The organism is Blautia sp. An81, from assembly GCF_002161285.1.
Classification (GTDB): domain Bacteria; phylum Bacillota; class Clostridia; order Lachnospirales; family Lachnospiraceae; genus Blautia; species Blautia ornithocaccae.
Window position 1 is genome coordinate 68,206 of sequence record NZ_NFHH01000008.1, and the last position, 12,515, is coordinate 80,720.

The 12,515-nt window shown below is 46.7% G+C and carries 11 protein-coding genes; 9 read left to right on the forward strand and 2 right to left on the reverse strand.

All coding sequences use genetic code 11. The annotated features are described in order from the left end of the window. The first annotated feature begins 9 nt into the window (after positions 1-9). The 8 genes from B5G33_RS08805 to B5G33_RS08845 all read left to right on the forward strand — a co-directional run bounded on the left by B5G33_RS08805 (position 10) and on the right by B5G33_RS08845 (position 7,118). A complete protein-coding gene (locus B5G33_RS08805; RefSeq protein WP_087417381.1) occupies positions 10-1,416 on the forward strand; it encodes a tyrosine-protein kinase domain-containing protein in 1,407 nt (468 codons plus the stop codon). Then, positions 1,319-2,929, forward strand: coding sequence for a CpsD/CapB family tyrosine-protein kinase (locus B5G33_RS08810; RefSeq protein WP_087417382.1), 1,611 nt, complete (start codon positions 1,319-1,321; stop codon positions 2,927-2,929). Before B5G33_RS08805 ends, B5G33_RS08810 begins: the two co-directional genes overlap by 98 nt. Then, positions 2,922-3,644, forward strand: a complete 723-nt coding sequence (locus B5G33_RS08815; protein ID WP_087417383.1) for a tyrosine-protein phosphatase — start codon at positions 2,922-2,924, stop codon at positions 3,642-3,644. The genes B5G33_RS08810 and B5G33_RS08815 overlap by 8 nt, the downstream gene beginning before the upstream one ends. Before the next feature lie 135 nt (positions 3,645-3,779). Further along, entirely contained in the window at positions 3,780-4,355 is a 576-nt protein-coding gene (locus B5G33_RS08820) for a VanZ family protein (RefSeq protein WP_087417384.1), read from the forward strand. Between the two features lie 569 nt (positions 4,356-4,924). Beyond that, positions 4,925-5,806: a hypothetical protein gene (locus B5G33_RS08830; protein WP_087417386.1), complete on the forward strand. Its 882-nt coding sequence runs from the start codon at positions 4,925-4,927 to the stop codon at positions 5,804-5,806. A gap of 99 nt (positions 5,807-5,905) precedes the next feature. Continuing rightward, on the forward strand, positions 5,906-6,220 hold the full coding sequence (locus B5G33_RS08835) for a hypothetical protein (protein ID WP_087417387.1): 315 nt from the start codon (positions 5,906-5,908) through the stop codon (positions 6,218-6,220). 69 nt (positions 6,221-6,289) lie between these two features. Continuing rightward, positions 6,290-6,751, forward strand: a complete 462-nt coding sequence (locus B5G33_RS08840) for a hypothetical protein (protein ID WP_087417388.1) — start codon at positions 6,290-6,292, stop codon at positions 6,749-6,751. 61 nt (positions 6,752-6,812) lie between these two features. Further along, complete coding sequence (locus B5G33_RS08845; RefSeq protein WP_087417389.1) at positions 6,813-7,118, forward strand: hypothetical protein; 306 nt, start codon at positions 6,813-6,815, stop codon at positions 7,116-7,118. Between the two features lie 82 nt (positions 7,119-7,200). Here the strand turns inward: B5G33_RS08845 and B5G33_RS08850 are convergent, their stop codons facing one another. Beyond that, positions 7,201-8,604, reverse strand: a complete 1,404-nt coding sequence (locus B5G33_RS08850; protein WP_087417390.1) for a M17 family metallopeptidase — start codon at positions 8,602-8,604, stop codon at positions 7,201-7,203. A gap of 228 nt (positions 8,605-8,832) precedes the next feature. On the opposite strand from B5G33_RS08850, the gene glmS reads away from it, so the two are divergent. After that, positions 8,833-10,671 (forward strand): glutamine--fructose-6-phosphate transaminase (isomerizing), encoded by a 1,839-nt coding sequence (gene glmS / locus B5G33_RS08855; protein ID WP_087417391.1) that lies wholly within the window; start codon positions 8,833-8,835, stop codon positions 10,669-10,671. A 315-nt stretch (positions 10,672-10,986) separates the two neighbouring features. On the opposite strand, the gene B5G33_RS08860 is transcribed toward glmS, so the two are convergent. Further along, on the reverse strand, positions 10,987-12,240 hold the full coding sequence (locus B5G33_RS08860) for a transposase (protein ID WP_204247357.1): 1,254 nt from the start codon (positions 12,238-12,240) through the stop codon (positions 10,987-10,989). Between the last annotated feature and the right edge of the window lie 275 nt (positions 12,241-12,515).

Genomic DNA, 12,515 nt, shown 5'->3' on the forward strand with positions numbered 1-12,515 from the left:
AGGAGGCAGATGAATCGGGAACTTTTTCGACTGGATGAAATAAGCATAAGAGGCCTCTGTCTTGAGCTTCTTCAGAGCCTATGGATGATCCTGGTGATCGGTGTGTCTCTGTGGCTGGGGATCACCGGGGTCCACACTTTGATCTATGAGCCGGCTTATACTTCAACCGCTACCCTGGTGGTAACAGTGAAGGGAGAGAGCAGCGCCTATTCCTCTCTGTCGGTGACCAGCCAGATGGCAGATGTTTTCGGCGAGGTGTTTCAGAGCTCGGCTTTAAGGTCCAGGATCATAGAAGATGTGGGAGAGGAAATCACAGGAGATATTACCTGTACTCCTATTACAGACACCAACCTGCTTACTTTAAGCGTGTCCAGCCCGGATCCGCGGCAGGCGTATCTGTTTATCAATTCTGCTTTGGAAAATTATGAACAGGTGGCCCAGGATGTGTTCTCTAACGCTTCCCTGCAGATTTTACAGGAGCCTCAGGTGCCTTCTTCACCTTCCAATACTTCCTGGATCATGGCCAGGCGGAATCTGCTGACGGCAGCAGGAATGCTGGCAATGGCGGCAGTGATCTGCCTTTTCTATCTCCTCCGGTTTACAGTGAAAAGTCCTTCTTCCGCTTCCAGGCTTCTGGATGGAACGGTCCGGGGGATCATTCCCTTTGAGAGCAAGGGGATCCTGGGAAGGAAGAATACCAAGAAAGCCCTTCTTCTGAATTCTCCCCTGGTAAGCATGGACTTTGCCGAGGCCAGCAGAAGAGCTGAGGCTAAGGTAGAGTATCATATGAGGCGGAATGATCAGAAGATCCTGCTGGTCACCAGTATCAGTGAAAATGAAGGGAAATCTACAGTGGCGGCTAATATTGCCCTGGCTCTGGCGGAGAAGCACCAGAAGGTGCTTCTGGTGGACGGGGATCTGCGGCAGCCTGCCCAGTATAAGGTTTTTGAGGAAAAAAGTGCAGGAAGGACTTCTGTAGAGCAGGTATTTACGGGAAAGGCCTCCTGGAAGGAGAATCTGTATTATAATAAAGCTGCAGGTATATGGGAGCTGTTCCAGTTTTCCGGCGCAAAAGATCCGGCTGCGGTCTTTGCAGAGGCACCTATGAAGACTCTGGCCCGGGAGTGGAAACAGGAGATGGACTATATTATCATAGACTGTCCGCCTACGGCAGTATCCACTGACGCAGAAGTCTGGATGGAAGCAGCGGATACTGTGCTATTAGTAGTCCGGGAGGACTGGTCTGATGTGCGGATAGTTAACGATACGGTAGATATGATCTGGCAGAGCGGCTGTGATTTCTCAGGATTTATTCTGAATGCTTTTCACAGAGACTGGATTTCCCAGAGTTCCGGATATGGATATGATTATGGAAACTATGGGAAAAACATCCGGAGAGGAGACCAAAGAGGATAAAAGTATGGAAGATCAGAGAAAAGAGATAGAAAACAGAGAAGACGATGAGATGGAAATTGACCTTGTCCTGCTTTTTGGGGCTTTCTGGAAAAGCTTTACCAGACTGTGGTGGCTGGTGCTGATTCTGATCCTTGCAGGAGCGGGAGGATTCTATGCTTTTCAGAATCTGAGTTATGAGCCTCTGTATGCCAGCAGTGCCACCTTTACGGTAGCTACCGGAGACGGAGAAAACGGCACCTATAATTTTTATTACAACAGAAATACGGCGGATCAGATGTCCAGGACTTTTCCTTATATTCTGGACAGCAGCTTTTTCAGGAGCGCCCTTTTGGAGCGGCTGGGAACAGATACCTTAAACGGCACCATTACTTCAGAGACTGTGGAAAATTCCAATATGGTCACCATGCGGGTGGAAAGCCCGGATCCAGAGGACGCCAGGGAGATCCTGGATACAGCTTTGGAAATCTATCCGGAAACGGCACGGTTTGTCCTGGGTGACATTCAGTTTAATTATCTGAACGAGCCAGAGACTCCCACAGAGCCTTTTAATCATATTGGTCTCAGGCGTACCCTGGCTCTGGGAGGAGGAGCCGGCGCACTGGCAGGAATTCTGATCCTGGGCCTTACGGCTCTTTTCAGAAGGACTGCCAGAAATCCGGAGGAGATGCAGAAGATCACCAGTCTCCGGTGCCTGGCTATGATCCCTCAGGTTCGCTTCAAGGCAAGGAAAAAGCAGAAGAAAAAGAAGATTTCTGTGCTGGACAAGAGGCTCTCTTTTGGTTACAGGGAAAGTCTCAGAGCCCTGGAAATCCGTCTGGAGAACATGATGGCAAAAGAAGGCGGCAAGGTCCTGCTGATCTCCAGTACGGCTTCCGGGGAGGGAAAATCCACCCTGGCGGTGAACTTAAGCGAGCTGCTGGCATCCAGAGGAAAACGGGTGCTCCTCATAGACGGAGATCTGCGGAAACAGGATGATGCCGGGATCATCGGGATCCGGGATGGCGCAGGACTTGCAGATATTGTCAAAGGAGAGAAAACCATTCGGGAAGGCCTGCGGAAGCTGAAGAAAAGCGGTATCTGGTTTCTGGGGAGCCGCAGGATTGTGAAGCAGCCGGCTTCTGTTCTCAGCAGCCCCCGGACAGGAGAACTGATACAGGCTCTGAAAAAAGAAATGGATTATATCATCATCGATACCCCTCCCTGTGAAATGTTCCAGGACGCAGGAATGCTGTCAGACTATGCCGACGGAATCCTCTATGTGGTGAAATATGATTTTATTCCCCAGAGACGGATCTGGGAGGGCCTGTCCTTCCTGGGAGGCAGAAGCGCCAGGATATTGGGATATGTGTTTAATTCTTATCCGGAATCAGTCAGTGAATACGGTTACGGCCGCTATGGTTACGGAAGATATGGCCGTTACGGCTATGGAAAATATGGTTACGGCGGCGGTTCCTACAGACAGCCTTATGGTCAGAAGAATGCTTATGAAGAGGAGGAGGCAGAAAATGGTTGATCTGCATATCCACATCCTTCCGGGAATCGATGACGGTGCAAAATCTCTGAAAGAGTCCGTGGAAATGGCCAGGATGTCCGCCGCAGGCGGCGTCCGGGCCGTTTCCGCTACCTCTCACGGGGATTTTTCCTTTTATGAACCGGAAGAATATCTGGAAAATTATGGAAAAAAACTGGAGGACTTTTGCCGGGCCCTGAAAGAGGAGCAGATCCCCCTGGAAGTCCACAGAGGCATGGAGCTGATGGTCAATGAATCCCTTCTTAAGGCAGGGCGGAAAGGCCCCCTGCCCGGATACGGCGGCAGCCGCCGTCTGCTGGTGGAATTTTTCTTTGACATTTCCAGGACTACTGCATTAAAATGGACAGATGAACTCTTAGCCATGGGTTATCAGATTGTTCTGGCTCATCCGGAGCGGTATGATTTTGCAAAAGGGCAGCCGGAGGCTTTGGAAGGATTCTGGAGAAGAGGAGTGATCCTTCAGGTAAACAAGGGGAGCATCCTGGGAGAACTGGGAAGAAGAGCTGCCAGGACAGCAGACTGGCTTCTTAGCCGGGGGATGGCAGGACTGGTGGCCTCAGACGCTCATGACCCGGTGCTGCGGACGCCGGATCTGGAAGAAACGGCCAGAGTCCTGGACATATACTACGGAAGCAGCGCTTCCCGGATCCTTCTGGAGAGAAATCCTGCGAGGATTCTGGAGGGGCGGGAGCTGTAGAAACAGTTTTTGTGTTTAAAGGGAAGCAGAATGCGCAATACTGGAGATAAAAGAAGACAATACAAGATAAGCAGAGTCATTCTGAGAAACAGGCGAGAAAGAGAATGCAGATAAAACAGGGAAAGGAAGGGCTGTATGGTACTGGATAAATTTATAAAAACCTATACAACACAGGTGTCTTCTGCCTGGTTTTATATCCTGATACTGACGGTTGTGCTGTTTTGCCTGATGGTGTATCTGGAAAGGCGGGGAATGGCCCGGCGTCACAGCACTGCCCTGAAAGCATTTCTTTCCAGAGGGCTTATGGCAGTGTCCCTGGCCGGGATACTGGCGCTGACTCTTTGCGGCCGGGAGTGGGGCAGCCGGATGGGAGGCCGTTTCCAGTTTTTTCCTTTCTGGTCCTATTGGAGAACCATTACCCAGGGAGATGAGGGACTGGGGATACAGATCGTAAACAACATCCTTCTTTTTATTCCCTTTGGATTTGCCCTGCCTTTGAACTTTTCACGGTTTAAAAAACTGCGGCACATTATACTGGCGGGAGCATTACTGTCTTTGACCGTTGAGCTGGTCCAGGGATTTACCGGATTGGGGCTGTGTGAGATTGACGATGTGATGGGGAATACCCTGGGAGCCGGGATCGGGGGATGGCTGTGGTTTTACTGTACAAAATCAAATAAAAATCCAAGGCGGCAGAGGGGAAATTTTTAGAAAAATTTCCGTCTGCTGTTATAAAAACAGATAGGATATCATAAAGAAAACAAGATAGAAAGTCTGAAAGACACTTCAAGAAACAATTCAAGAATCCGTTCGACATATCATTTCTCCATTTACCATTGACAGAGAGCAAAAAAGAGTATTATGCAGCTAACATATAGTTGCAAGGAGGCGTGCCTTGCAAAATGAGTTTGATCCCGGGAATGTTATGAAGCCGGGGCAGTGAGAGAACTGGCGGACTTTCTGTATGGTTTGGGAGAGATTTAGCAACGAGTATCTGAAATCTACAAAAATTACTTGCTTAATTCCCCAGTATTTTGTGAAACCTTCTATCTGTCTCCAGATTGGAAAATATGTTATTATAAAGAAAAGCATTTATATTTCAACATCCTTACCAGCATTTCAAAGAGCTCTGGCTCTGTCTTAAATTTCTATGGATCATATCAAAGGAAAGAAATTTCAATGCTTTTATCCCAGATCAAACAGCAGAGAGGTTTCTTTTTACAGGATATGCGCCGGTGAAAAGACCTTCTGCGCAGGTTTTAAGAAAAGGAGGTCTTATTATGGGACAGACAAAGAATAACGGGGCAGCGGAAAACTTTTCCGCCAATCGAAACTATAAGTCCACGGTTTTTGCCATGCTCTTTGGAGACAGGGAAAGGCTGCTGAGATTGTATAATGCCATTAGTGGAAAAAATTATCAGGATCCGGAAGCACTGGAGATCAACACTTTGGAGAATGCCATCTATATGGGAATGAAAAATGATCTTTCTTTCCTCATTGATGACAAATTATCTCTTTATGAGCACCAGTCTACCGTAAATCCCAACATGCCTTTGAGGTTTTTGTTTTACATTTCCGATCTGTATTCCTGCATGACAACAGAGGAAAATTTTTATGGAAGGAAGGCTCTGTCCATTCCTATCCCATGCTTTGTGATCTTTTATAACGGGGCAGAGCCTCAGCCGGACCGGAAGATCCTGCGGCTGTCGGACCTCTATACGGTAAGGATGAAAGAAACACAGCTGGAGCTGACAGCAGTGCTGCTGAACATCAACCGGAATCATAACCGGGAACTGATGGAAGCATGCAGGGATCTGAAAGATTATGCGGAATACGTAGATCGGGTGCGGAAATATGCCAGAGAACTGCCCCTGTCAGAGGCGGTGGAACGTGCCATTACAGAGTGTATCCGGAAAGGAATCTTGAAAGAGTTTCTGGAGAAGAACCGGGCGGAGGTGAAGAAGATGAGTATATACGAATACGACCAGGAAAAACATATCCGGATGGAGAGACAGGATGCCTGGGAGGAAGGCGCAGAGCAGCAATTGATCAAGATTATTAAAAATATGACAAAAAAGGGACGGAATGTCTCTCAAATTGCCGAGGAACTGGGAGAAGATGAAACACGGATACGTGAATTAGCCAAGAAGAGTACAGAATAAAGAAATCTATTCCAGAAGGACGGGAAAGCTTCTTCAAAAGCGGACAAGGCGATGGCGGAGGTATTACGCTAATGTCATAAATCTGGTGGAGGTCAGTATATGCAGTTTAGCGGAAGTGGATCAAAAGACAGCTTATCAAGCCTTTATGTTCTGAAACATAAAGACTTAGATGTGGCGATGGTACAGATTGATAATATGACAGGCTCCATAGAGTATATTTTAGATATTTATATCCCGGAGGAACTGCCTCTGGGCTGCGATGCCAATGGAGGCGGAGTGAAAGAATGGTGGAAAGCCAGGGCGATCCCTGAGTCCAGGAAGGGGATCCGGCAGGTATTAAATTCCCTGAATGAAAAAACCAGTCAGTCTCTGATGCTGTCTGCTTATGGATTGAGCCTGACAGACCATTACTAGCCGCAGCCGGTAGACCGGGAATATTACTGGAAAGATCTGAACTTTTATGAAAATGATTTTTCCGATGAATTGGGAAAGCTCCTTACGGATTCCGGAGAGCTGGATCTGGATTTTCCTGTTTCTAAATTTTCACCTTCTTCATCTGTGAATGGGGAGATGAGGAAGAAATGGGTTATTTTGGACGGAGCCCGCTATCTTTTAAAAGTCAGTCAGGAGCATTATGGCCAGCAGACAGTTAATGAAGCCATTGCAGGAAAGCTTCATGAATTGACTGGATGGAAGAACTATATTCCTTATAGGATTGACAAGGCTGTTATAGAAGGGAAGAACTATCCCTGTTCTCTGTCGCCCCTGTTTACTTCTCAGGAACTGGAATTTGTTCCTGCTCCAATACAGACCGGCATTTTAATAATTTTGGCTTTTTATATGATGAAAAGCAGCACAGACTTGTGTCTACGGTGCCAATATTTGATACAGGGAACGCCTTGTTTTATAATGAAGAGGCGATACCGTCAAAAGAGAATCTTTTGAACATAGAGGTAAATTCCTTCAGTAAAAAGGAGACGGAAAAAGTATTGGTAGGCGGTGAAATATGAAAAATGTAGAAGCACAGTTGAAGGGCAATTTTCTGATTATAGGGAAGGATCCCAGGCTTGTTGTAAATTTAAAGAGCCAGGAGAACTATATTGAGACCGGGAGCCGAAAAATCCCTTACCAGAAGAAAATACAGTTCAGCAGGGACCTGTTGGAAGGAAAGCGGCAGAATGTTTTTCAGACTGCTGTAAGATATTATTATCAGCAGGCATGCCAGGTGGCAGAAGGGATGAGAATAGCAGAGCAATATAGGCTGAAAGCGAACAGGACAGTCCGGGAGAAGGGGAGGGAAGAGCCTTTATAGATAATAGCAGAGTATATCAGATTTATAGTAATCAGGGAGCGAACTATTTGTAACAGTTGACTCCCTGAAAAATTACTGCCTTTTACTGAAACATCTCTCCCAGAGTCCGTACCAGCACTCCGGTAGCGCCCTTTGCCATATATGGCTTGCCCTCGGAGAAATCACTGCTTCCGGCGATGTCCAGATGGATCCATTCTACTCCCTCGTCAATAAATTCTTCCAGGAAGGCGGCGGCAAGAGAACTGCCGGCACCGACTCCGATCACGCAGTTGTTCATGTCTGCTACATTGCTTTCCAGTACCTGCTTATGGAAGTCTTCGTCAATAGGCAGCTGCCAGAGTTTTTCTCTGGTCTTCTGAGAATACTTTTCCAGTTCCTGAAGAAAATCCTGAGAATTTGTGAAAGCTCCGGTATAGTTTTTGCCGAGAGCTGCTACGCAGGCCCCTGTAAGGGTAGCCATATCGATGATCTTTTTGGCGCCCAGCTTCTGGGCCCAGGTAATGGCATCGCATAAAACCAGACGGCCTTCAGCGTCTGTATTGGTGATCTCTATGGTCTTTCCGGACAGGGAAGTGAGAACATCATTGCAGGTGTAGCCGTCGGGACCAATCTTATTTTCTGTGGCGCCGATGACAGCCATAACATTTGCTTTTGCCTTGCTTCTGGCGATCAGTTCCAGGGCACAAAGAACATTTGCAGCGCCGCACATGTCAAATTTCATCCCGTCCATATGCGTGCCGGTTTTTATGTTGTAGCCGCCGGCATCGAAGGTCAGGCCCTTTCCTACCAGAGCAGTATAATCCTCGCCGGGAGCCCCCTCATATTTCACGGCAATCAGCCGGGCACCGTGGGAAGAGCCTCTGTTGACGCCCAGGATGGCTCCGGCCCCCATTTCTTCCAGTTCTTTATTTGTAAGAATCTCACATTCCAGATCCAGCTCTTTTGCTATATTGGCGGCTTCCTCTGCCAGGGCTTCGGGAGTCATAATATTGCTGGGCGTGTTCCCCAGATTTCTGGCATGGTTGACACAGAATGCGGCTGTCTGGGCCCTCTGGCATACAGCGTCAATGTCTGCTGAAGAGATCAGGGCAATTTCCGGTTTCTTTTCCGGCTGTTTTCCGATTTTCGTGAAGTCATACTGACTGAAACCTGCGGCAAAAGCTGCCTCAGCAGCAGCCTCTTCTATGGAAAAACCTTCCCTGGCAGGGGAATCAACAAAGATACACAAGTCTTTTTTGGCTGAGCGGACAGCTGCGCCTATGGTCTCCCGGAACTTTTTCGGGGTCATCTCCTCTGCTTTTCCAAGGCCCAGAAGCAGGAGCTTTTTGGGGGCCAGGATGTGGTACAGGTTTCCGGCTTCCAGATCCAGGTCTTGGGTGCCGGTCAGATACCCGGAAAACTCCCGGGGAATGGAGGCTCCTTCATAGAGAGGAAGAAGTACAGAAGTATCTATGGAAGATAATTCGCTGATGGAGTATGTTTTCATGATAATCCGTCCTTTCTATATATAATTTTCTTCGTTTTGTTTTTGCACACTGAGGGTAGCATATTCCTGAAAGAAAGTCAATTTTTGGGGCAGAGACAGGATTATAATCAGAATTTCATAATGACAGATTTTGAAATACATGGTAGAATATACTCGTTTAAAATGTGACTGCAAAGGGGAGGAAACTCCCGGATAAATTTTGAATATGAATATAATGGAGAGAATGTTATGTGTGGAATTGTAGGATATGTAGGTGAAGAGCAGGCGGCTCCGATTTTACTTGGCGGGCTGTCTAAGCTGGAGTACAGAGGATATGATTCTGCGGGAATCGCAGTGAGAAATGACGGGACCGGTAAGACAGAGATCGTAAAAGCCAAGGGACGTCTGAAAATCCTGGTAGAGAAAACAGACGGAGGAATGGCAGTGCCGGGAACCTGCGGCATCGGACATACCCGGTGGGCAACCCATGGGGAACCTTCCGAGAAAAATGCCCATCCTCATTGTTCTGACGACCGTTCTGTGATCCTGGTACACAATGGAATTATTGAAAATTATCAGGAACTGAAGGAAAAACTGCTGAAATCCGGCTATAGTTTTTATTCTCAGACAGACACAGAAATTGCTGTTAAGCTGGTAGATTATTATTATAAAAAGACCGGAACTCCTCTGGAGGCTATGTCCAGAGCTATGCTTCGTATCCGGGGATCTTACGCTTTCGGTGTGATGTTCCAGGACTATCCGGGAAAGATTTTTGCAGCCCGCAAGGACAGCCCGCTGATCGTAGGAAAAAGCGATACAGGCGCGCTGATCGCTTCTGATGTGCCGGCTATCCTGGATAGGACCAGAAATGTATATTATATTGGAAATATGGAGATCGCTGAACTGTCAGCAACAGAGATCCATTTCTATAATATTGACAGGGAAGAGATCCAGAAGGATCTGGTTTCCATCAACTGGGATGCAGAATCTGCGGAAAAAGGCGGATATGAGCATTTCATGCTGAAAGAGATCCATGAACAGCCGAAAGCGGTTAAGGATACTATCGGCGCTTATGTAAAAGAGGGAAGCATTGATTTTTCCCAGGTGGGGCTGGAAGATGAGACTCTGGCAGCTATAGAGCGGATCTATATTGTAGCCTGCGGCTCTGCCTACCATGTGGGAATGGTAGGAAAATATGTGATCGAAGGTCTGGCAAAGATTCCGGTGGAAGTGGACCTGGCTTCTGAGTTCCGTTACAGAAATCCCATCCTGGTAAAAAATTCTCTGGTGATCGTGGTTTCCCAGTCCGGAGAGACGGCAGATAGTCTGGCTGCTCTTCGTCTGGCTAAGGAAAAAGGCGTACCGGTGCTGGGAATCGTGAATGTAGTAGGATCCAGCATTGCCAGAGAAAGCGACTATATCCTGTATACTTACGCCGGACCGGAAATCTCTGTGGCCACTACAAAGGCTTACAGCACCCAGCTGATCGCTGTATATCTTCTGGCTGTCCAGGCCGCAAAAATAAAAGGCCTTATTGATGAAAACAGGTATACGGCTCTGTTGGAGGAGATGGGAACTCTTCCGGATAAGATCCAGAAAACTCTGGACGACAAGGAAAGGATCCAGTGGTTCGCCAGCAAATATGCCAATGCAAGAGACATTTTCTTTATCGGAAGAGGCATCGACTATGCCATCAGTCTGGAAGGCAGCCTGAAGATGAAGGAGATCAGCTATATTCATTCTGAGGCTTACGCTGCGGGAGAATTAAAACATGGCACCATCAGCCTTATCGAAGACGGAACTTTGGTTGTAGGCGTGGCCACTCAGAAAGCGCTGTTTGAGAAGACAGTGAGCAACATGGTAGAGGTAAAGAGCCGTGGCGCTTATCTCATGGGACTGACCCAGTATGGAAACTATAACATTGAAGACACGGCAGATTTCTCCGTATATGTGCCGAAGACAGACCAGTATTTTACCACCAGCTTGGCAATCGTGCCGCTGCAGCTGATGGGATATTATGTCAGTGTGGCAAAGGGCCTGGATGTGGATAAGCCAAGGAATCTGGCGAAGTCGGTGACAGTGGAATAAAAGAATGCGCAAGCTTAGCCGAGAAGGAGAGGAATCTCTGAAAAGGGAAAAACAGCTCTCATAGATGGAAGTATTTAAGGCGGTTGGAAGAGGGAAATTTAGACAAAAAGCCCCCTTCCGGACCGCCTTATTTTTTACATGGAAACTTGTATTTTCCCTTGAGTTTCCGCAAACTGCATTGAAAAGATAGATATGTCCTCTCCAAGTACCAATCTGCCGTTTTTTTGAGAGTTCTGGAATGGCAGTACCGAGAATAGAGGCACTTTTATAAGCCCCGCCGGAACCGGGCTTGGGGAGACATATTCTTTTATCTATTCAAACGGTCAGCTTAAGGCATAGTTGACGGTACGCCGGACGCTTTGTCCGGTACCAGAGCCGGATGCCCTCTTTGGCATATGACAGTATGCCGGAGATGCCTTTTGCCAGCCGATAATAGCAGAAACTGACTTTATCCTTGATTGGATCTGCTTCCTGTATGATTGAAACTTTCAGGGCGTTTGTCTCAGGACTTAATTCTTCCTGAGCTAAAAATGCCATAGCTAAAGTAATATAAAAGTTAAGCGCATTAATGGCTTCCAGTTTCCTTACACGGAAATTTTCAAACTGATAGATCTGCTTTTTACAACGAAAATATTCCTCGATCCGCCATCTGGAAAAGTAAGTCCGGGCAATGCGGATCACATCCTCCTTTGAGCGGATTTCTTTGTTTGTGGCCAGCATCATGGGATGTTCCGTGATCCCATAGACCAGAATCAGATAAATATTCTTTCGAGAGGCAGTGATCTGAACCTTTACATGGGAAAGATATGCAGTATGTTCTTTGCCTTTATAGAAAACATCTGCTTTTATCTTGCCTTTCCTCCGGTTCCGCAGTTCCGTTGCTTTGGTCCATTTGTTATGGTAAAGCAGTTTCCGTTTAGAGGTCAGGCGGATCACATAATCCTGCTTCAGATGGTCGAGGATGAGAAATATCTTATTGTCATCATAACCGCGGTCCATAACAAAGGTGGCCTTTCCGAAAAGAGCAGCTGCCTGTTTGACAGCGTCAAACGTGATGGTGTTTACAGATTTATAGTCCTTCTCCGCAGAAGAATGGATTCGGGAAAAGACACTGATAGGATGCTTGTGGGCAGTCAGGGCACAGGCTTCCGTTACGTGGTAGCCTTTTTTATAAACATTTTTCGTCTGTGTACTTTCAGAGCCATCGCGGACAATACCAAGAGACTCAAACTGTTTTCCATCAGGTTTTACAACATCACTTTCATCGATGAGGACTACTGGTTCGGATGGGACGAGTCTTTTTACAGTGTGAAGATAAGAAGCAGCTGCAGAGGCAGGAGTACCTGTTGAGAGATGATTGGAAAGACGTTTTACAGTATTGGCTTTATGTACTGTTTCATGAAGGTGATCGGAAATATCAGTAAGCAGGCAGCTTCTGGATGCCAGAATGCCATAAACCATATCTGCTGTAAACTTCCGGTCTGGTTTCGAAAGTCTGCGGGAGATTTTATTTGTAAAAGTCAAAATTTTTCTTTTCAAACAGTAAGTAATTGATGTAGAATTAGCCATAAGGAATCCCCTTTCTTTTTTGTTTAGTAAGGTTTTTGTTTGGTAGCTTAATTTTACATCAAAAAGGATCAGGATTCCTTATATTTTGGACATTTTTTGCAAGTTGTGGATAACAAAATTCAGCAGATTTATCTTAGGGGATAATTCTGCGGAAACTCAAGTGTATTTTCCATCTTGATTTTTTTATAAAAAAGCATAGAATATGTGTACGACATCACAAAAACAGCTGCTTATAAAGCAGCGGTACATCAAGAGAGACAACGGGCCCTGAAGGG

Coding starts and splice junctions, on each gene's coding strand:
- B5G33_RS08805 (WP_087417381.1), top strand. CDS start 10: ATGAATCGGGAACTTTTTCGACTGGATGAAATAAGCATAAGAGGCCTC.
- B5G33_RS08810 (WP_087417382.1), top strand. CDS start 1,319: ATGCTTTTCACAGAGACTGGATTTCCCAGAGTTCCGGATATGGATATG.
- B5G33_RS08815 (WP_087417383.1), top strand. CDS start 2,922: ATGGTTGATCTGCATATCCACATCCTTCCGGGAATCGATGACGGTGCA.
- B5G33_RS08820 (WP_087417384.1), top strand. CDS start 3,780: ATGGTACTGGATAAATTTATAAAAACCTATACAACACAGGTGTCTTCT.
- B5G33_RS08830 (WP_087417386.1), top strand. CDS start 4,925: ATGGGACAGACAAAGAATAACGGGGCAGCGGAAAACTTTTCCGCCAAT.
- B5G33_RS08835 (WP_087417387.1), top strand. CDS start 5,906: ATGCAGTTTAGCGGAAGTGGATCAAAAGACAGCTTATCAAGCCTTTAT.
- B5G33_RS08845 (WP_087417389.1), top strand. CDS start 6,813: ATGAAAAATGTAGAAGCACAGTTGAAGGGCAATTTTCTGATTATAGGG.
- B5G33_RS08850 (WP_087417390.1), bottom strand. CDS start 8,604: ATGAAAACATACTCCATCAGCGAATTATCTTCCATAGATACTTCTGTA.
- glmS (WP_087417391.1), top strand. CDS start 8,833: ATGTGTGGAATTGTAGGATATGTAGGTGAAGAGCAGGCGGCTCCGATT.
- B5G33_RS08860 (WP_204247357.1), bottom strand. CDS start 12,240: ATGGCTAATTCTACATCAATTACTTACTGTTTGAAAAGAAAAATTTTG.